General features: G+C 43.7%; 15 protein-coding genes, 1 pseudogene and 1 riboswitch. Of the genes and pseudogenes, 2 read left to right on the forward strand and 14 right to left on the reverse strand.

Annotated elements, in window-relative coordinates; translation table 11 throughout:
* Window positions 1–30 precede the first annotated feature (30 nt).
* The 9 genes from AC0TWI_RS10335 to AC0TWI_RS10375 form a co-directional block, all read right to left on the reverse strand.
* Window positions 31–678, reverse strand: a complete 648-nt coding sequence (locus tag AC0TWI_RS10335) for a bifunctional 4-hydroxy-2-oxoglutarate aldolase/2-dehydro-3-deoxy-phosphogluconate aldolase (protein WP_488126266.1) — start codon at window positions 676–678, stop codon at window positions 31–33.
* A gap of 17 nt (window positions 679–695) precedes the next feature.
* Window positions 696–1,640 (reverse strand): sugar kinase, encoded by a 945-nt coding sequence (locus tag AC0TWI_RS10340; protein ID WP_488126267.1) that lies wholly within the window; start codon window positions 1,638–1,640, stop codon window positions 696–698.
* Window positions 1,641–1,718: 78 nt separating this feature from the next.
* Window positions 1,719–2,618, reverse strand: a complete 900-nt coding sequence (locus tag AC0TWI_RS10345) for an NAD-dependent epimerase/dehydratase family protein (RefSeq protein ID WP_488126268.1) — start codon at window positions 2,616–2,618, stop codon at window positions 1,719–1,721.
* Window positions 2,619–2,643: 25 nt separating this feature from the next.
* Entirely contained in the window at window positions 2,644–4,017 is a 1,374-nt protein-coding gene (gene hydA / locus AC0TWI_RS10350; protein WP_488126269.1) for a dihydropyrimidinase, read from the reverse strand.
* A gap of 13 nt (window positions 4,018–4,030) precedes the next feature.
* Window positions 4,031–5,260, reverse strand: a complete 1,230-nt coding sequence (locus AC0TWI_RS10355; RefSeq protein WP_488126270.1) for a M20 family metallo-hydrolase — start codon at window positions 5,258–5,260, stop codon at window positions 4,031–4,033.
* Complete coding sequence (locus AC0TWI_RS10360) at window positions 5,253–6,719, reverse strand: NCS1 family nucleobase:cation symporter-1 (protein ID WP_488126271.1); 1,467 nt, start codon at window positions 6,717–6,719, stop codon at window positions 5,253–5,255. Before AC0TWI_RS10360 ends, AC0TWI_RS10355 begins: the two co-directional genes overlap by 8 nt.
* A gap of 96 nt (window positions 6,720–6,815) precedes the next feature.
* Entirely contained in the window at window positions 6,816–7,574 is a 759-nt protein-coding gene (locus AC0TWI_RS10365) for a 3-oxoacyl-ACP reductase family protein (protein ID WP_488126272.1), read from the reverse strand.
* 84 nt (window positions 7,575–7,658) lie between these two features.
* Entirely contained in the window at window positions 7,659–8,030 is a 372-nt protein-coding gene (locus AC0TWI_RS10370) for a RidA family protein (RefSeq protein ID WP_488126273.1), read from the reverse strand.
* Between the two features lie 16 nt (window positions 8,031–8,046).
* Window positions 8,047–8,706 (reverse strand): helix-turn-helix transcriptional regulator, encoded by a 660-nt coding sequence (locus AC0TWI_RS10375; RefSeq protein WP_488126274.1) that lies wholly within the window; start codon window positions 8,704–8,706, stop codon window positions 8,047–8,049.
* Window positions 8,707–8,862: 156 nt separating this feature from the next.
* Here AC0TWI_RS10375 and AC0TWI_RS10380 point away from each other — a divergent pair, with 156 nt between their 5' ends.
* On the forward strand, window positions 8,863–9,033 hold the full coding sequence (locus tag AC0TWI_RS10380) for a hypothetical protein (protein ID WP_488126275.1): 171 nt from the start codon (window positions 8,863–8,865) through the stop codon (window positions 9,031–9,033).
* Window positions 9,034–9,461: 428 nt separating this feature from the next.
* Here AC0TWI_RS10380 and AC0TWI_RS10385 read toward each other — a convergent pair whose 3' ends face one another.
* The 3 genes from AC0TWI_RS10385 to AC0TWI_RS10395 form a co-directional block, all read right to left on the reverse strand.
* The gene (locus tag AC0TWI_RS10385) at window positions 9,462–10,133 is read right to left on the reverse strand and encodes a hypothetical protein (protein ID WP_488126276.1); all 672 of its coding nucleotides are present in this window, start codon (window positions 10,131–10,133) and stop codon (window positions 9,462–9,464) included.
* Between the two features lie 65 nt (window positions 10,134–10,198).
* On the reverse strand, window positions 10,199–10,972 hold the full coding sequence (locus AC0TWI_RS10390) for an MCP four helix bundle domain-containing protein (RefSeq protein WP_488126277.1): 774 nt from the start codon (window positions 10,970–10,972) through the stop codon (window positions 10,199–10,201).
* A gap of 24 nt (window positions 10,973–10,996) precedes the next feature.
* On the reverse strand, window positions 10,997–11,419 hold the full coding sequence (locus tag AC0TWI_RS10395; RefSeq protein ID WP_488126278.1) for a hypothetical protein: 423 nt from the start codon (window positions 11,417–11,419) through the stop codon (window positions 10,997–10,999).
* 299 nt (window positions 11,420–11,718) lie between these two features.
* Window positions 11,719–11,802, forward strand: a riboswitch (cyclic di-GMP riboswitch).
* Between the two features lie 58 nt (window positions 11,803–11,860).
* Here AC0TWI_RS10395 and AC0TWI_RS10400 point away from each other — a divergent pair.
* Window positions 11,861–12,499, forward strand: coding sequence for a LuxR C-terminal-related transcriptional regulator (locus AC0TWI_RS10400; protein WP_488126279.1), 639 nt, complete (start codon window positions 11,861–11,863; stop codon window positions 12,497–12,499).
* 57 nt (window positions 12,500–12,556) lie between these two features.
* Here the strand turns inward: AC0TWI_RS10400 and AC0TWI_RS10405 are convergent.
* A pseudogene (locus tag AC0TWI_RS10405) lies at window positions 12,557–19,183 on the reverse strand (discoidin domain-containing protein); the annotation flags it as partial.
* A gap of 657 nt (window positions 19,184–19,840) precedes the next feature.
* Window positions 19,841–20,140, reverse strand: coding sequence for a hypothetical protein (locus AC0TWI_RS10410; protein WP_488126280.1), 300 nt, complete (start codon window positions 20,138–20,140; stop codon window positions 19,841–19,843).
* Between the last annotated feature and the right edge of the window lie 329 nt (window positions 20,141–20,469).

Raw genomic sequence — 20,469 nt, forward strand, 5'->3', positions numbered from 1 at the left:
TCACTATCTCTTTTTTTGGTACAAATAAACTTACTCTTCACGCGCCAATTTAATAGCTTTCACGTATTGACGGGCAATGTTTTCGATTTCGCCAAAATTTCCATTGGCAATCAGTTTGTTGTTCACCAGATTTCCGCCAATCCCGACAGCTTGGGCACCGGCTCTTATGTAATCAGGGACATTATCCAGGTTAATCCCCCCGGTAAACATTACCGGAATATGAGGCAATGGCCCCCTCAGGTTGCTGGCGAATCTCGGGCCTACGGATTCTGCCGGGAACACTTTCACCATGTCTGCTCCGTTTCCGATTGCAAGTAATGCTTCAGAAGGGGTCATGATCCCTGGCACGGAAACTTTGCCGTATCGTAATGTGGCTCGTATCACTTCAATATTCAAGCACGGACTTACAATGAAGTTTGCCCCGCAGGTAATAGCTGTAACAGCGGCAGAGCTATCTAATACCGTACCGGCTCCAAGGATGATTTGGTCGCCGTATTTATCCGAAAGTTTCCTTATACAATCGTATCCTTGGGGAGAATCGACTGTAACTTCCAGGGCTCTTATACCGCCTTTGACAAGACTGTCCGCTAATGCTTCAATTTTATCCATAGGTACACTGCGAATAACCGCAACGGCACCAATATCGGTGATTTGTTTTATTACTTCTTCTTTATGCATCGTTTTCCTTCTCCTCATTAACGTAATATTTCATGTTGATTCTTAGGGCTAACCTGATGCCAATATGGGAATCCTTCTATGTCCCCCGCAACAGTCAGAGCGAGGCTGCCCACTTTGTTCCCCAGTTTTGCTGCATCATAATAGCTCCAGCCCCTTAATAATCCTGACAGAAAACCCGCTGCAAACCCGTCTCCTGCTCCTGCAGTATCCACGATCTTGTCTACTTTGTATGCGGGCACGTAAGAACTCTCCTTGCCATCCGAATAAAAGGCTCCTTCTTCTCCGAGCTTTATGACAACTAAACTAGTATCCTTGTTGCTCAGTAATGCCTGTGCTATCTTTTCTGGAGAGGTTTCCCCTGTCATTAATGTTCCTTCCTCTACCCCAGCCAATACGATATCACTCTGGCTTGCGATGTCGGACAGTACTTTTTTCGCTTCTTCAAGTGCCCAAAGTTTGTATCTCATATTTGGATCAAAAACCAACGTTTTTCCTTGAGATTTGGCGAACTGCATAATCCCGTATAGTACTTCTCTGCTTGAATTGCTCAGAGCAGGCGTAATCCCTGTAAGATGAATATAGTTGGCCTTTGCAAAATAATTCATATCCACATCCGTCAACTGAATGGAACTAAAGGCTGATCCTTTCCGATAATAATAGATAGCCGGATCGGACTGCTGCCTTCTTTCCTTGAAGAAAACCGCGGTCGGCAATTCAGCATCAAAAACAACCTGAGACGTATCAATACCTTCGCCGCGAATCAGATTTCGAATGTACAAGCCAAATTCATCATTCCCCAATTTACTGACCCAGCCTACCTCGTGTCCCAGTCTGGATAAAGCGATCGCAACATTCGACTCTGCACCGCCAAGTGTCCTTTTAAATTCGCCAACGAACCGTAATGGCCCTTCCTCTCTCGGTGTAAATAAGACCATACTTTCCCCAAAAGTAACTACATCCAAGTGTCCTTGCTCCTCTCTTATTCTCTTGAATTAAAAAAGCACAGGCTCTTCAACTTTGTGTTGAAAGAGCCCTAATTTTTAGGTATGCATGATCCAATCTGCATACTCCACTATCCCGCTTTCCAATGAACAGCTTGGCTCGTAACCCAATATTTCCTTAGCCTTCGTGCAGTCAAACGGCCCCATCTGATCATACTTCACCGTTTCCTTCCCCATTTCCATCTTCGTTTCAGGGAAAATTCTTTTAACAATCGAGGCGATTTCCTCCGTGGAAGTCAGAGTACCGGTTCCAATATTGAATATTTCACCTTTGCTATTTTCAGAAGTTAAGGCAAGCCAAATTGCCTCAGCCGCATCTTTTACGTGAATAAATTCAAATTGCTGGCCTGTTCCTTCTACGAGGATTTCCTTTTCCTTGATTGCTTGAAGGATTAGTTCATTGATCGGGTCGGGCATTTTGCGGCCAGGCCCATATACAAAAGGCAGTCGTAACGTAGTAATGTTCATGCCATGTTGCTCACAGTACACCTGGGCCAAAAACTCTCCTGTAACTTTAGATACACCATAGACGGATGTCGGCATCCTTTTTTCATTTTCCTTCAATGATGCTGACTTGTTGTTTCCGTAGGCTGCTCCCGAGCTTAAATAAACTACCTTTTTTACATCAAATAATCTGGAAACCTCAAAAATATTATTTGTGCCCACGATATTGGTCTGGATCACTTGGTTCGAAGAGTCGTTACCTTGGAGAGGATGGGAAATCCCTCCACTATGGATCACAGCGTCGATCTCATAGCGTTTGGTGATGTCGGCCAAGCGGGGATAATCCTGCAACTCGCCTTGTTCAAATTTAAAATGACTATTTGAAAACTGATTGGATACTCTGTCATAACCGATCACGTTTATATTTTTTTCGCATAAAAGAGAAGCCAAGTGCTGGCCGACTAATCCGGAGCTCCCTGTCAGTAAAACGTTCAACGATTGTCACCTGCCTTATGAAAATCTATTGGTGTGTATGTTTATTTCTAAACAGAAACTCTCCACGTCCGGTCTCTCCCAAAATCACATTGTCTTTTACAATCAATTCTCCACGTGAAAATACATGCGTTATCTTCCCATTAAGCTTATGTCCTTCATAGACATTGTACTCAGTTTGTTGGTGCTGATTGCTTTGGGAGATAACGTGGGAAAGGGCAGGATTCAAAATCACCAAGTCCGCATCGCTTCCTACTTCGATGATTCCTTTTTTCGGATACATTCCGAATATCTCGGCAGCATTGCTGCTCGTTATTTCAGCGAACTTTTGTAAAGAAATTCTTTTTTCATGAACGCCATAATGATAAAGAAGAGGATAGATGTTTTCGATGCTTGGCAGCCCGTTTGGTGCTTTTGTAAAATCTTCTAACCCTAACACTTTTCCACCTTTATAAGGATGGGACGCATGGTCTGATCCTATCACGGAAATATCATTGTTTTGCACGCCTTCCCATAGTGCTTTATGGTCTTTTTTGGTTCGTAGAGGAGGTGAACAAATGTATTTGACGGCTTCCTTCTTTTCAGCCAGCAATTCATTCTCATCCAGCAAAAGATAGTGCGGACAGGTTTCTCCATATACCTCAATGCCTCGCTCTTTCCCGCGGAAGACCTCCTCCAATGCTTCTTCACTGGAAACATGCACAATATAAATAGGTGCATTTACCAATTCAGCTATGGATAAAGCTCTATGTACCGCTTCCGCCTCAAGACGTGCTGGACGAGTATATGCATGATAAATCGGGTCGGTATTCCCCTTCTCTAATTCTTCTTTAATCAATTGATCAATGATATCGCCGTTTTCGGCATGAACATTTGTAATCATGCCATTTTCCGCAGCTCTTTCCATCAGCTTATACATCTGCACATCATCGACCATATTGGTTCCCCTATAGGCCATGAAAAGCTTGATGGACGTAACCCCATTTTCCGGCAGCATTGAAATCTCTTCCAGTACTTGTTCATCACATCGATTGATAATGGAGTGAAATCCATAATCAATGAGAGAGCTTTTTGCTTTTTCCTTCCACTCTTTTAAATCATCCAGAAAGGATTCCTGCTGCGGCTTGGGATCGGTAAAATTTATGATGGATGTGATCCCGCCTGCTGCTGCCGCTTTGGTGCCGCTTTCGAAGTCGTCTACTGTTCCTGCAATTGCCAAGTGAACATGGGGATCAATTCCGCCAGGCAAAACATAGCTGCCTTCTGCATCGATCAGACAATCTCCATCCAAATGATGAAGATTGTCTGACACTTCAGTGATTAACTCTTTTTCTATCTTTACATCACCGCGAAAGACCCTTGACGGGGTAACGATAATTCCATTCTTAATGATTGTAGCCATGACGATATCACTCCTAGGATTTCAAATAATGGAGAGCCACATTCGATAATAGTTTTGTTCCGCTTTCTATGTCTTCGGGCGATGCGTATTCCTTTGGATTGTGGCTGCCATTTTCGGAACGGACAAAGATCATCCCCATATCGGTAAACTCAGCAATTAACTGGGCATCATGTCCGCCGCCGCTTGGCATTTCAAACGTTTCAAGATTCAACTTCTCACTCTCTGCTTTCATTCTTTCAAAGACATGATCCGCTGTCATAGCAGGATTGGCTTTTAACTTGGTGATAAATTGATATCGCAAATCTCTATTTTTACAAATATCTTGGACCTGTTTTTCCAAGTCCTTCAAAATGTTTTCTCTTTTCTCCAGGTCAACATCCCGCACATCTATCACTGTGGAAACCTTGCCTGGAATAATATTCACCTGGCTAGGATAGACATCCATTGTCGCAGCCGTACCCACTGCTGTTCCACCGTACTCATTGACAATCTTTTCAACAGCCAGTGCCGTTTCACAAGCCCCAAGCAGCGCATCATTCCTCAAGTACATCGGAGTTGCCCCCACATGATTAGCCACTCCCTCAAAAACCACCTCTGTAAGCGATAATCCTGTTATCCCGGTAACAAGACCGACCGGGATATTTTTTTGAGCTAAAATCGGCCCCTGCTCGATGTGCATTTCAAGATATAGTGAGATGTCTTCGGCACTTCGGACTGCCTTATCAATATTTTCCGGATCCAAACCGAACTGTTTGAGTACATCAAATCTGCTTACACCATTCTTATCTTTGATTTGCAGATCTTCCGGCGTAAGTTTTCCAGCCATTGCCCTGCTTCCAAAAACACCGCCCGATTGGAAACGGGATCCCTCTTCTTCACAAAAGGCAATCACTTCAAATGGCCGTTTGATTTGAATGTTTTCTTCATATATATGCTGCGCTACTTCTATTCCCGCAATAACGCCAACCGTTCCGTCGTATTTGCCGCCATCCTCTACTGAATCTACATGGGAACCAACAGCTACTGCCGCTAATCCCGGTTCAGCCGGCTCCATTCTTCCGATCAGATTTCCTGCCTGGTCGATTCTTACTTGCATGCCGGCCTGCTCCATCCAAGAAGTGATCAAATCCAGCCCTACTCTGTATTCCTTTGTAAGGGCAATTCGTGTTACTCCGCCCTCGTCTGTTCTTCCAATTTCAGCGAGCTTTTCAATTCTTTCTTGAAGTCTTTGTTTATTAATCATTTGCAACTTTCTCCTCTGTTGAATGGTATCCTTTATCCGTCTCTGCACTGCGCTTTGGCCACATTAAAACGAGATATACAGCCCCAGCAACCCCGACTCCAATAAACCAGTTGAAGCTATAGAGGATACTTAATGAAGGGATAATCAAGCCAATGAAGGCAGCAATGATTCCTACTGTAAAAGAAAGGATCGCAGCTTTATTCCAACCGCCGTACTCCCCTGTGTGGACAAATAAATCGTCTAATTTGTAAGACTGTCTCTTGATCAGGAAGTAGTCAACAAGCATGATGCCAAGTACCGGACCCATGGTTGCCCCAACCGCCCCCATAACCAAATCGAAGGCCCCTCCTTCTTGGTACCATAGCCAAGGAGCAGATATCGCTCCGACGATGATGGCAATCAGCGCGGACTTACCAAAGTTAAGTTTTTCCGGCATTAAACTGGTCAGGTCATATCCTACCGCTACACCGTTTGTCGCAACGTTTACCGAAAGGGTGGAGACAAGGATGGAAACGGCACCGAGAATAACGATAATCGGATGATTAAATTGCACTAATACATCAATAGGATTGGTGATTGGTTTATCAAAAGCAATCATCGTACCGGCTGTCGTCAGCAATGCCATGCCGGAGAAAATAATGAACATAATCGGCATTCCAATGCCCTGGCCAATCATATGATCTCTTTGGCTTCTGGAAAACCTCGTTAGATCAGATATATTTAGAATAAGTGTTGCAACAGTTCCAAGCAGCGCGGACATACCGAGGAAGAAGGTAACCCAAAACTCAGTGCCGGAAACGGTTCCCGGAATAGAAACCAAATTTCCAAGCCCGTCTCCTTGCTTGATCGCCCAACCGACTAATCCCAAGCCTACCAGCATGACAACAGGACCGGCCCAGTTCTCAAACTTTCGAACCCTTTCAATATCATGAGTAATAATATAGGCATGAAGCACCCATGTGATCACATACGCAATGAAGTTGTTCAAACCCATTCCCAGAAGCCTAATATCCCCTAAGCCTTCCCAGAAAGAAAAAGAGGCTCCTAAAATAGCGTTTACCGCCATACTGCCGAGATACATATGTACCCCAAACCAAAATACACCTAATACTGCACGGATGAAGACCGGCAAGTGTGCGCCCTTTGTTCCAAATGCTGATCTGATCAACACTGGGAACGGCACACCGTATTTAGCCCCGGAATAACTATTAAAAAGGATTGCGACAAATGCAATTCCATACGCAAGCGCAACACATGTAAACGCTTGCCAAAAGCTCAGACCAACCGCCATTAAATGAGCGGCCACTTGCCAGGCGACTAAGTTATGTACAATGCCCATCCAGATTGCACTGTAGGACCACCACGTCCAATTTTTCTCCTTGCCGGAAACCGGTGCTAAATCTGAATTATAGAGGGTAGGATCTGGTTTGATATTCAAAACATTATTCTTGAAGCCCATTAACTTTTTCTCCTCTCTTTAACGAAGGTTTTAGTGAAAAGCTAAACGCAGACTATCAAATAAATTCAATTTACTGAATACTCAACCTATCATTTCTTAAAGCATTACATCTCCGCTGTTCGGGCCTAATGTTTGTCCTGTGTAGAGGTTTCCGTCTGGAGAAGAAGCGAGAAACACTGCGGTAGGAGCTACTTCATAAGGCATTCCAAATCTCGGGATCGCCAGCTCTTTCTTTTTCTTATTTCTCCACTCATCTGATACCTCATTCATCAGCGGAGTCAAAATTGGTCCCGGCGCAATACAATTTGCGGTGATCCCATATTCTCCTACCTCTAATGCCAATGATTTTGTAAAGCCAATGATCCCTGCTTTGGCTGCAGCGTAATGACAATGTTCAACACTGCCTTTTTGCGCGACTTGGGAAGCGATGTTAATGATTCTTCCAGACCTTTGCTCAATCATCGGGTTAATCGCATACTTCGTAGTGAGGAAGACACTCTTTAAATTAACGTCTATCATCCTATCCCAGTTTTCAGTCGTCATATCCTTCAGCAAACTTGGAGTGGAGATGCCGGCGTTATTGACGAGAATGTCGATCCTTCCAAACCTCTCGATTGTGCTGGAAATCAACTTACTGGCAGTTTCTTCTTTTGAAATATCCCCTTCTACTACACAAACGTCGGGGCCATACTCACGTATTTCCTCAGAAAATCTTTGTCTCAACTCATCATTACCAGCAAAATAATTCAGTGACAGCTTTGCTCCTTCCTTTGCAAAGGCACATGCAATCGCTCTTCCGATTCCCTCACCCGGACCTGCGCCGGTGATTACAGCCACTTTCCCTTCCAATCTCATAGTATTCTCCTCTCTTAAGTGCGATTAATATCTGAATTGAGTCAATAACAGTTTAGGAAACTATTATTGACTCAATTGATTCTCTTAACCTAATTCTGCGATTGCATCGATTTCAATCGGAATTCCCTTCAGCTGGCAGCCGCATGTTGTTCTCACAGGCAACCCTTCTTTAAAAAACTCTTTATATACCTCGTTGTATTTATCAAAATCGTCTAAATCCGTTAAGTAGGTATTGATTTTTACAACGTCTTCCAATCCTGCACCAGCCGCCTCCAAAACATGCTTAATATTCAGCAGGCACTGTCTCGTCTGTTCTTCAATCGTATCCGCCATCACCCCGGTTTCAGCATTGATCGGTGTTTGACCGGCAACATAAATGGTACTGTTCACTTTAATTCCTTGTGAAAAATGTCCTCCGGGGACAGGTGCTAAATGTGTGTTGATAATTTGTTTCATGATGTGTATCCTCCTCTTATTCAGTGACAATACTTCGAATTGTATCCAGATAATTATAAAGCGTGTATTTAGAGATCAAATAATGGTCGCAAACCTTATCTCCAGCTTTTTTAACGAGAAAAGCTCCTTTTTTGTCCAGGTATTCGATCCCTTTCATTTTGTCCTCTTTGGTCATCATTGCTACAGGACGGCCGACATAGTCATCCGCCTCTCGTATGAGAAGATCCAAGACATCGTTTACATTATTAACAAAGACTTCATTTACATCCGTCTTCAAGCCATCCAAATCAATGAATTTCTTAATAGCAGATTCAGACATCATCAAATCTGTAATATCAAAGTTTATGCAAATACAGCCTATCGGGACACCTTCACTATTCCGTATATACATGGTGGTAGATTTCAGCATCCTGCCTTCTTTCGTTTTTGTGAGGTAATTATGCTTGTCCCCATCTACCATATTGCCTCTAAGCACCTCCAATCCTATATTCGTCCCTGTGTCTCCCACTTTCCTGCCCGTTACATGCCCGTTCTCAATAAGAACAATTAAACCGCTTCCATATTCTTCGTACTGAGTCAAATCTAGCAGAACAACTTCACATGTCTCCCCAAATTGGTTCGCAATGCCTTTTACAAGTGAACTGAGAAAAGGCATTTCGTCTTTAATGCTTTCCACTGCTCTACCTCCATTGAATTACCAAACTTCTTGTTATTCATAATAAAAAATATTTTTTAGTTTGTCAAACAATTATTTTGTTTTTCTAAAAATTTTGTTAGCAGGCCAAAAAAACTTTTAGATTTATAGATTTCCTTTGATTGGAGGACTCTGCACATGGGGATAGTGAAGGAAAAGCCTGTAGTGGAAACTGAATCGAACTATTTTGAAACTGGCTATTGTATAGCAAAAAACCCTGCATTTTTTTCTGAGGCCACTGAAAAAACGTTAAGTTTCTATGAAACATACTTTTTACATGGGAAAAAGAGACAGATTCTGCTTGAATAACGACAGAATGTCCCTCTTTCCTTTCCGTTTTGTACTATTTTTTCATTAACCTAAGGACATCCTGTTGGCCCGAAGCTCAAGCTTCAGATGACAGGAGTTCTTGGCCTCGGGATAATACGGTTAATTGGTAAATAACTTTCCTGAGGTGGTAGATACTTTCGCTGAGGCGTACATACTTTTCCTGGGACGTACATACTTTTCTTGAGGCGTACCTTGATTGCCGTATGATGGTAGGTACTTGCCATTTATCCACGAAAGGAAGGCTTGCCCCGCGGAAAGCGTCCGCCTGGAACGCAGATCCCCGGGTTCAAAGCGAAAAACCGAGAATGAGGAATCGCCCCATTCTCGGTTTCCCATCCCAATATAGACTTTTTCAGTGGCCTCGTTTTTCTACAGGGGTTTCTTCGACAAATTAACCATTTACTCAATCATTTTAAATGCAAATTCACACTATTGAGTTCCAGTTCTTCTACTTGTACAGAGGGCGTCTCATCCTGCTCTCCCGCATCCTCTCCAGCTGGCTCCTCGGCTGATTCTTGCTCGAAGGCAGATTCTTCATCAACCGCTGGACTCTCCGTTCCTTCCCCGTCAACTGACGGTTTAGCATTTTCTTCGTTTGGAATTTCCTCCTTAGGAATAACAACTGGAGGAGGTGCTATCCCCCCTGCCGGCGGTGCAGCACTTACCTGTTGATTGATTTGTTCCAGAGCAGCCGCCAACGTAGCATCAAGATCAGCGGATATTTCCGCCTTTTGAGCGGAAGTATCAATATGTATGTTCAGGCTGGCAGCATAGCTTTGCAATTCTGCCACCCTTTTTGCGATCTCTTCGGCCCTGAAGTTTGCGATTTCTTCTTCAGCCCGTTGCTTTTCCTCTTGCATTGCAATCCTTAGTTCATCCATTAATTTTTCTTTTTCAGCGGTGATTGCTGCTTCAATTTGTTGGACGGATTCCGTTTGTTTGGTGTTGAACCAGTTTGCTAAGATGGCAAAGATGTCTTGACCTGCAAGGGCTTTGGTCGTTCCGCTGCCAATCACTGCCGCCAGCAGCATTGTCCCAAGCAAGATGGACACTTTTCTTACAGATTTGCTGGTTTTCATCTCATTCCCTCCTTGTCGTAAACAATAAGGACCTCGATATGGAGGCCCTTTTGCTGTAAGAAAGTTTAGTTGTTCATATTGTTTACCATTTTTTCAATTTCTGCTTGTGCCCGGATCTGAGCCATCTTTCCTGTATTCACAATTATTCTTTCCTCTAGAGCAATCAATGAATTGTTTTTCTTCGTAATTTCAGCGCGCAGCTCAGCAATCTTCGCATCAATCATTGCCTTGATTTCCTCGATGGTCAGCCCCGTCTCCTTATCGAGCTGTGCTTGGAGGTCTTCTTTAGCCCATTTAATCGTCTCCTCTAAATCCTTCAGTGCTGCTGCCGTCGCAGCATTCATATCTTCCTCCATGTTCTTTCTCGTTTCAGTCCCTACTGCAACAGCATGTTTCTGCAGGTCGGCATTTGCATCCTTTAATGCTTTGTCACCGGACTCATTGATCAATCCTTGCGTATATTGGGCCAGTTTATCAAATTGATCTGCGAGATAGCCCTCGATATGTGCCTTTTGCTCTTTGATTGCGTCAATATGTCCATCAGCTGTAGTTCTTACAGCTTTGTTTGTAACCCCGGCTACAAATTCTCCTTTTTCTGTAAGCTTTGTTGTAGTGGTTGCTTTTAATGCGTTATATTCCTCAACAAAACCGTCGACCTTTCCATTCCCATAGGCAGCTACTTCCTTTGAAACAGTGTTGCTTGCTTTTCCAAATTGGGCATTATACCAGTTCAACAGATTCTGTCCTGCATCTGTCGCACCAAATGCCACTCCTCCACCCGCTACAAGTCCGACAGCTACTGTTCCTGCGATTACTTTCCCTTTAAGTGTTTTCAGCATGTTTTTTATCCCCTTTTATTGTTTTTAGTTGTTAAAGACTTCTTCCATTATTTTTTCAACATCTTGTTCTATATCCGCTTCGATATTGCGGTTTTCGATGTACTCTCGTAAATTCTCGTTATGCAGCTGTTCCTTTGCGGCCTTGATGTCTGTTACGTAATCGGATTTTTGTTGTTGGATGTTCGTGATAAAACCGAGTGTCGTGTCAGCCTGGAAGATTGCCAGTGCATTAGCAGAATTCACCTTTGTTTTTGCTAGAAAGGAATTTGATTGCTGAATGAGTTTCATCAGCCCGGCTGCTGCTTCTTTTCCTACTTGTGTACTCTTGCTCTCAAACACCTTTTCATACCATTGAGAAAGGTTTTGATCAGAATTGCTGCTTGCATAAATGGTTCCGGCACATAAAAGCAAAAGTACTAGGGTTAGAATGGTAAAAGACCTTTTCATATGTAGCACCTCTTAATTCATTGTTGCCTCACTTCGTTCGCAAACCCCCTCCTATCGTCTCTCTCAACTCTTTGAATCTATCTTCAGTATAGGAGGATGGGCGGGATTTCACTTCCCTCTAAAGGGTAATCTTTTGCCCCTCATTTTCTCCTGACGTACCAACTTCGTGGTATACCTTTGTACCAGTAAATTGAAGAACAGCAAAATAAGAGGGAATATTACAAAAATAGAACTACCTTAATATGAGGAAACGACAATGTTTTTTCCCAACTCTATGTATACTTTTTGGTAGAAGAAAACCTATACACGGAAACGATGAAGTACATCCTTTATATGGGCACCTGGGATGTATGGAGTGAGTGGTGCAACCGGCCTGGTTCTGCTTGGACATGTTTGTTCAAGGGGAATTGGGTTTTTATTTTGCAAAAGGGGGATGATGTGATGCGGATTTTGCTTGTGGATTACCAAACTCTCATTCGGAAAGGAGTTGCCTCCATTTTGTCCCATCAGGAAGGTGTGGAAGCACTGGAAGAAGCAAAAAGTAGTAGAGACGCCTTATCCTTAATAAGTAGTTTCAAACCGGATCTCGTACTGACAGACCTTCATATAGGATCGGACTGCGGATTACGGATGATGGCAGAGGCGAGAAATAGAGGCTGCAGGGCGAAGTTTGCCATCCTTACGTCTTCAAGCGAACCGGCAGACTTTGAACACGCTAGAGCGATGAATGTGGACGGCTACATTTCCAAAGAAGCACTCCCAGAAGAATTGATTCATGCCCTCCACCTCATTCAAAGAGGCAGAAAATATTACGACCCCGAAGTCTTTGACCAGTTCATGCAAAAAAAAGAGCTTGAAGAAATTACCCACGTAGAACAGCTTACATATAAGGAGAAAGAAGTGCTGCGCGAACTCGGAATGGGGCTATCAAATAAACAAATCTCCGAAAGACTGTTCATCTCGGAGAACACAGTAAAGAAACATGTCAGTCAAGTCCTCTCCAAATTGAACTTGGCCGACCGCACCCATGCTGCGCTGTATGCGAATGCGACGGGGCTTGTTCAATATCAGATCAGTTAAAAACTCATCAAGTTTAGCCAAAGCCCTGAACAACATCGTTGCAGATTCTGCGCGTGATGCTTGACCCTTGGGATCAAATACGTTGTCCTCCTTGCCTTGGACGATGCCCAATGCGCTTGCCTGAGATGTAGCTTTCTTTGCAAAGGAACTGATGGCACCTTGATCCTTGAAGTTTCCTTGTGTATTCAAGTTCTCTGTCAGGGATTGATTGCGATATTCTATCGCTCGCATCACCATCGTCGCCAATTCTTCACGGCTGATGTTTGCATCCATATCGAAGGTGTTCGGCGTTCTGCCAGTAATAATGCCTGCACGGTAGGCAGCTTCAATCCCTTCGTATGCCCAATCTTTATTCGCGTTTACATCGCTGAAGATGCCTTCGTATGCCTTCGATGGTAACTGGAGAGCGCGGGCAATCAGTACAGCAAATTCCGCCCGTGTAAGCGAATCGTTTGGAGCGAACTCATCCATGCCTTTCCCATTCGTAATAGAACGGGAGGCCAATACTTCAATTTGATCTTTAGCCCAGTGCTTTTGGATGTCTGCAAATGTCAGGTTTCTTTCTAGGGCTATATAGTCAGAGGATTGCCCAGCATAAAATTCAATGCTTCCTTTGTTATATTTCCCACCCGCATAGGCAAGCTGATTTTCATCCACTCTATACACCGCAACTTTGCGCTTATCCTTCACTGCCCCGTCTTTTACAGGAACTTGAACTGTAATTGGTTCAGCAAAGTTTGTAAGCACTTCGGTTTTCCCTCCTGTTTTCACCTTTACTTGAATGGTAAACAAAGGCGATACAGCTTCATTTCTATTTGGTTTTTGATCACTGATTCCCAAGTGAATGGATAGCTGATCAATATTTTGTTTAGAAATGGAGTGTAGCAACGACGCCGGTATATTTGCACTCATTTCGCCGGATTTCACGACTACAGGCTTTCCAGATGAAGCAAGCTTTTTCAAGATATCCGCAGGGACTTCCGCAATTACTTCATTTGTCTTATCGGTTAACGCTGGAAGCTTGATCTCTATCGCCCTGACCGTCTTATCCTCCGCCTGCTGCAGTGCGCTTTTCCCTGTAATAACAACATTTTCAGGGATGGTTGGCTTTTCCGGTTCTGCCGGTTTTTCAGGCTGTACCGGTGGAACTACAACCGGTGGTGTCGGCGGATTCACCACTGGCGGCGTTGGCGGTACCACAATTGGCGGTTCAACAGCGATTTTCACTAATTGATTCATGGCGTCTATCAACAAGATGGTAGACTGATCAATGGTATCTTGGTCCGCTTCATGGTTCGCTAAAACATTATTCGCCTGAGTATAGGCCTGCATGAATGGTTCCCAGCTCTCAGGAGTATAATCCGATGCTCTCTTCTCCGCAGCTTGATTTAGGACCGCTTTTAGTTTTGATTTATCCGTGACCTGTGGATCTTTCTTGATCAACCGGTCCATCGCAGCCTGTAATGCTGCAGCCGCTTCATCGACTTCTTCCTGAGTGGCCGTTTCACTGCCAAGAATAGCCCTTGCTTGCTCTAAAGCTTCGGCAAAAATCTGCCAGCTGGATTCCTTGTATTCTGCTTCATGCTTTCCGCTTGCAAGTTCGATTAAATCTTCAAGTTCTGCTGTATCCGGCTGATTAATGCGCTTTAACCCCTCCAACGCCTTTTCCAGCTCGTTAACCGCTTCATCAATCTCTTCCTGGGTTGCTTCTTCATTCTCCAAGACGGATTCGGCTTTTTCCAATGCCATCACAAACAGATCCCAGCTTTCTTCCTCATAATCCGCCTGCTGTTTTTGAGTCGCCGCTTCAATGAGTTCAATCAGCTTAAATTTATTTGGAGAATCGTCCTGAACCTTTTCTAAGTGATTCATTGCTATTGTTAAATGCTCGAGAGCCTTATCAATAGTCTCCTGAGTAGCCTCTTCATCTGAAAGTACTTCTTCAGCAATTGTTAGAGCTTCCATAAAGGCTGGCCAACCCGCTTCTTTGTAATCTCCCTCTTTTAATTGCTTTGCCTTATTGATAGCGTCTCTTAGCTTCGTTTTATCCGGAGACAATGATTCCTTTGGCTGCAAGCCTTCCATCGCCTGCTTCAATGCCAATACCGCTTGATCGATATCCGCTTGAGATGCGTTTTCCTGAGCTGCAACGGACTTCGCATCGCTTAATGCTGCAGCAAAGACTGCCCAGCTTTCCTCTTCATACTGAGCTTCTTCCTTTGCCTCCGCCAACGCTATCGTTTCGTTCAACTTTGTTTTATCTGGAAGCTCTGCATCAATCTTCACAAGACCCTCTATAGCTCTCGTTAAATTGGCATATGCTTGCTCAATTTCTTCCTGTTTCGCTCCACTGTCTGAATAAGTCGCTTTTGCTGCGGCAAGTGCCTCCCTGAATACTGCCCAGCCTTGTTCCTCGTACTCTTCCTTTTGCAACTTCTCCCCTTCATCGATGAGCGTTTCCAAAGCAGTTTTATCTATAGGATTAGTTACCGTTATCTGGCTAACCGCAGACTGCGAGCCGTCCTCAGTGGTTACTTTAATTTGCACATTTCCTGGACCAATGGCGGTAACTAGGCCATCGTTTGTTACTGTGGCAATATCTGTATCGCTGCTGCTCCACTTTAAGCCGGTTTCATTCTCTGTCTTAGCGGTAAGCTGAAGTGTCTCACCCACTGCTAGCTGTGCTGATTCTGGTGTTACCGAGAGTGAGGTGTTGTTTACAGCTTCCCGATAGGCATTGCTTTTTGCGTGCAAGCTATTCAGGGCTGTATTGTAGCTTACCTCATCTTTTTTCTGGCTGGCGATATAGTCTTGCATACGTTTGATAGCAGCTAGCAGCTCTTCCTCTGCCCGCTTTTCGGCATCAATATTCGGATTGGCCGGAGTCTTTTCAAGCAGCCCATTTGCCTGGCTGATTACTTCTTTCGCTGCGGAGTAGTTATAAATCTCCAGTTCAAAGATGCTATATCCGTATATTGTTGCTCTTTTCAGCATGTCAATTTTTACGTATTTCGCTTTGCTGTCTTTGAGGTCAAGAACATCGGTAAGGTTCGATGTCACTTTATCTTGAGCATAAACCTCTTTGTAGTTCACCCCATCGTTTGATACGGATACTTTATACTTCTGTGCCCGGCCTGATTCCCATCGAAGGATTAATGTGTCAAAATCCGTTTCCTTCTCGAGTTCGATTTGAACCCATTGTTCATTTACAAAATTGGCTCCTTTTTCATACTTTGAGCCCCACCTGGTTCCCATATCTCCATCATTTATTAAGTGTATCCCTTGACTGTCGTTATACGATGATGAAGCGGTGGCCTTCTGTTTCAAAGCGAGGTTTCTCGGGAAGTCAGCGTACTGAATGCTGGCGATAAATTGCTCCTTTGCCTCCCTCAGTCGATTGAACGACGTATCAAAGGCGGCCCTATCTATAACATCGCCTGCCATGATTGCTTCCAACTCTCCGATAAGAGCCTGCAACGTCTCCCGCTCCATTTTTCCGCTGTTTTCTGGCGGTGTAATCGAGAGGATTTCCTTCGCTTCTTTGATCAGCTTTTCGGCGGCAGTCAGGTCGAGGATGCTTGTCTCAAATTTTTGCTTTGCCTGTGTAAGCTTGCCGATTAACCTGTCAAATAGGAACATGTCCGTATTTCCGTCGAATAGGAAGATTTCCAGTTCGGCAATCGCGGCTTCGAGCTGTTCTCTCTCAGCCATCCCGCTAAGCTTTTCAGATACAGCCTTCAGTCGTTCCTTTGATTCAGCTATGAACTTTTCGGCGAATTCAAAGTCCACTTTGCCGAATACTTCTACTTCAAAAATACTGTATCCATATTTGGTGGATCTCTTTTTCATGTCAATCTTGATAAACTTGGCTTTTGTGTTGGGCAGAGTAACCGTATCCGTATTTGCTTTCGCTGATGTTTCTGAGTAGGAGTAGGCTTTTGTGTACTCCTTGCCGTCCTCTGAAACGAGGATATCGTAGACATTGGCCCGGGCATTTTCCCAAAAGATTTTGACCGTGTCGAGTTCATATACGGCATCCAACTCAATTTCAAGCCACTGTTTATCTCTATCGGCATCTGATAGGCCGCTATACTGGGAGCCCCATCTCGATCCGAAATTCCCATCCGTTACGAAGGATGCTGCCTGTTCAGCATTGTATTCGGAGGAGGCCGTCACTTTTTGATTCAAGGCAATATTCCTGGATAAGCTGTTGGATAATACTTTATTCACCAGCTTGATGTTGTCAATTTTCCCTTTGATGCCCTTCCCGATCGTTTCAAGTGGCAGCACCAAAGACGTAGAATCGCCTGTCTTTAGTTCCTTTCGGTTCAATTGCTTCGCAGTTGAAACCTTTTGCCCGTTAAAGAAGATGGTTGTTTCCTTCTTGTCGACCATCAACAAGACATTTGTCCTTTTGTCTGTTGGCAGGCCCTGGTCAAAGCCGAATTTATAATTGATAAACTTATGCTCGCTGTTCGGGGAGGTTGGTTCATTTCTTTCATATCCCAGCTTCCCAGAGCGGTCGATATTCAAATAGAAATTGGCATCCTTTCCCGCAAAGATGGTTGCGTCAGGGGACGAACCTTCTTCCAGCTCAATATCGAAGGAAACCGTATATGGATAGCCCATACCCGAGAGCGGCAGTTTCAAATAACCGTTTCCGTCCAAGGAGAGTGAACCGTCGTCCACAGTCCCGCCCACAATCTCCGCATCGTAGCCATTCCCCGATTTGTCCTCGACCGTATTTCCTTTTACATTTTCAAAATCATAGCTCAATACAACTTCGCTATTCGATTCTATATATCTGCCTGGATTGGACATCGGAATCTTATCTTGAAAAGTCGCTACCCTTTGCATAAACTCATCCGATGTTTGTCCCTCTGTTTTCTCGCCATACCACGTTTTCTCTGCTACAAGCATTACTGCATCTTTATAGCGGTCAAAAATGTCATGGCTGGAAAGTCCGCCCGAAAATGCGGTCAAGTCGTTCCACAAGGCAAACTCAGCACCCTTTGTTTGCGGATGTGCAAATGGCATCGTAGCGCCGCCCAAGCCATTTTGGCGCATCGCTGACCAGAAGTTATTAACTTCCCACGAATCGTACTTGTCTTTGATATCCAGATAATCAGGGAAGCCTGCATTGCCGATCGGGACAATGTACAAATCCCCGCCAGCTGTATTAATAATGTCAAAGCCCATCCCGTACATCTCTTTTACATCCGACCAGTACGGGGCCCATATGTTCATTGTTGCTTCGCCCGTAACAGGTGTTTGGCCATCAAAGCCGTTTTTCCCAATAGAGCCCCATAATCTTGTTTCATAGCCCTTCTTATTCACATATTTGATAAAGTGGTCTGTATAAGCCCTCATTTGTTCGGAGTATTCTTTGTCATACTCATCTGTTCCTATATGAAACTTGCTGCTTTTAAATACTCTGCTGCTATCCGTAACAGATTCACCTAAAAACTCATCGAAAAGAGATTCAATGAACGGATAAACCAGATCTCTTTTTTCTTGGGTGGTAATATCGAGAGCGCCCTTCTTCAGCATCATATTAGGATTTACGGCCCTGAAGCTCTCCGCATGATAAGGCGTATCGATTTCTGTGACAATATCAATCCCATATTTCTTCATATCTTCTTGGTAAGCAATGTACTCCTCTTGTGTGTAGTAGCCATCTTCGGCATTTATTTGTGGGTACTTTTTGCTTTCCACCCGAAACGCGGAGTAATTCGGGGCGCCTCTGTAATCGTTAATATGCATTTGCATTTCATTCAGCTTAAACCAAGCCATATACTCCGTCATTTCTTGAACGTAATCGAGCGGGATATACATCCTTCCCACGTCGAGCATACCGGCCCGAACTTCATATTTCGGATAATCCCGAACAAGCCCTTTTGGCGCTGTTCTCTTATCCTCCGATTGGTAAAAAATTTGCGTTAGTGTTGTTGCCCCGTAAAGGAGTCCGGTTTGCTCGGGTGCCCTTACGGTAATTGCATCTTTCACTTCAAACGTATAACCTTCTTTCCCAAGATATTCTTCTGCCGGGTCAATCGCAAATAGAATATCCCCTGCTCCTGCTGCTTCGCCTGATGTGACTTGGATATCAATCTTCAACATATTTTTGAAATACTGCTGCAGCTGTTTCCCAAAATCCGCAGAAACTTTGCCTTTTACGATGACTCTGGATTGATTCGTTAAAGTAAAGTGTCCGCTGTATCCTTTCCATTCTCGAATACTGGGAAGTACCGCTGGAACGGGATTGTCACCTGCCTGTTGCTGGTACTGGCCTTCCACGTTAACACGGATATCATCTTCAGAAACGGCGTAATCGCTTTCATTTTGTTTGTTTTGTACCTTATACAAAATGTTCACATACATATTGCTGATCGGCTGATGAAAGTTCTTGTTCATATCAATGATTTGCTTGTTATCAGACCCATATAGTGACACCTCATAGTCCGGATTATTGGGGTCTGGCAAAATGACTGATTTTCCATCCGCCGAAATAACGGGTTTTTTGTCTTCAATTGATTTTAGAACCTCTGCCGCCGATGTTTTAACCGGTTTATTCTCAGTTTCTGCTAATACAGGAGAAAACAGATTGACCATAATCAAAACGGTCCCTATCAAACTGATGCCGAGCTTTTTAAAATTCAAGACTTCCCCCCCTAAATTATTCATATCCTTACAGTGCACAGTCTTTCACCCTGACTGAAATCACCCCCTTATAAAAACAAAAAAGGCATGGAGATAGCACAAGTTAGCAATCTGCTAAACTTGTAACTATTCCATGCCTGATCCTGTCAGTAACATGAAACCCGTATAAGTGATGGGTTCATTATAGCTCACCTATTCTCACAATCCTACGGGTAAAAAGTAACAAAATTTCAAAAAGTCAATCATCTAGGACTGTCTACTCCTTTGGTTCTTTTGTCACCCTTCATAACGCGACCAGTTACAGGCTCGATAATATACATATCAGCAACTTCCATTTTAGTCCTCCTCGATTTTCTTATTTCGGGAAGATAAAAAAGCATGCCGTCCCACGCCGTCCAGTCAACCATTGTGGCCATTGAGCAGAAGCAGTAAAATATGCAAGCAGTGTCTGAAGCTGTCGCTATGAGGTTTTAGGAACGGTATCCGTCATTCAATCGGTCAATAGGAGCCGGAAAAGGACGTGTTGAACTTCCTCAAGGGTAATATTCTTAGGATGAGGAAAAACAAAACGGCTTAATGTGAGGAAAAATATATGTATTCCAGCGGGTTTTCTGTAAACAGCAGTTAATCAATTGTTTGATTAACGTATTTCCGGCTAATCAAATGATTGATCAGGTCTAATCAACTCCATTTTTCATTTCGGAACCAGATCTTTACCGGTTCACCCGCATTGGGGCTTGTTGTTTCCCATATGTTTTGGTGGGCAAAGAACCGTTGAAGCTCTATTCTCAGATCCATTATTGCATCCTTGATGGCCAGTCTCTCCTTCGCTGATTGTGACGAGCCGGTCACGCAGTCCTCCTCGTAGTAATAATAGTTGGCGAATGCCTTAACATAGCCATCATAATAAAAGCACTCCACTTCAATCGGAGAATTCCCCAGCATTTCGTGGAATATCTTCATATCTTTTGGTTTTAACATTTACCTCCCTCCTCTTAGGCCTAGGTTGAAATACTTTCTAAACGGCTATATGATCACCTCCTGAAAGGATTCATAATGATAGAATTCACCGAATAATACAAAAGTCGTCCTTTTTCCAATAAATTTACAGTATATCTCTCGACAATTTCCGACTCATTCCCTTCAACATTAGCTTTTTTCCTATAAATGGCGTAAAAAAAAATCCTGAATTGAATCAGGATTTGATGACTGCGGAAGTCCGGCTCATGGCTGTCGAAATCATCGTCAACTATTATTCATCAAAAAGGCAGGACCGCTCTATTGATTTGCGGAGAGTATTATTCGAAATC

The organism is Lederbergia sp. B243.17 (assembly GCF_057657925.1).

Bases quoted from the DNA above. Each gene is read 5' to 3' on its own strand.
- AC0TWI_RS10335 (WP_488126266.1), bottom strand. From the start codon at position 678: ATGCATAAAGAAGAAGTAATAAAACAAATCACCGATATTGGTGCCGTT.
- hydA (WP_488126269.1), bottom strand. From the start codon at position 4,017: ATGGCTACAATCATTAAGAATGGAATTATCGTTACCCCGTCAAGGGTC.
- AC0TWI_RS10355 (WP_488126270.1), bottom strand. From the start codon at position 5,260: ATGATTAATAAACAAAGACTTCAAGAAAGAATTGAAAAGCTCGCTGAA.
- AC0TWI_RS10360 (WP_488126271.1), bottom strand. From the start codon at position 6,719: ATGGGCTTCAAGAATAATGTTTTGAATATCAAACCAGATCCTACCCTC.
- AC0TWI_RS10365 (WP_488126272.1), bottom strand. From the start codon at position 7,574: ATGAGATTGGAAGGGAAAGTGGCTGTAATCACCGGCGCAGGTCCGGGT.
- AC0TWI_RS10370 (WP_488126273.1), bottom strand. From the start codon at position 8,030: ATGAAACAAATTATCAACACACATTTAGCACCTGTCCCCGGAGGACAT.
- AC0TWI_RS10380 (WP_488126275.1), top strand. From the start codon at position 8,863: ATGGGGATAGTGAAGGAAAAGCCTGTAGTGGAAACTGAATCGAACTAT.
- AC0TWI_RS10385 (WP_488126276.1), bottom strand. From the start codon at position 10,133: ATGAAAACCAGCAAATCTGTAAGAAAAGTGTCCATCTTGCTTGGGACA.
- AC0TWI_RS10390 (WP_488126277.1), bottom strand. From the start codon at position 10,972: ATGCTGAAAACACTTAAAGGGAAAGTAATCGCAGGAACAGTAGCTGTC.
- AC0TWI_RS10395 (WP_488126278.1), bottom strand. From the start codon at position 11,419: ATGAAAAGGTCTTTTACCATTCTAACCCTAGTACTTTTGCTTTTATGT.
- AC0TWI_RS10400 (WP_488126279.1), top strand. From the start codon at position 11,861: ATGCGGATTTTGCTTGTGGATTACCAAACTCTCATTCGGAAAGGAGTT.
- AC0TWI_RS10410 (WP_488126280.1), bottom strand. From the start codon at position 20,140: ATGTTAAAACCAAAAGATATGAAGATATTCCACGAAATGCTGGGGAAT.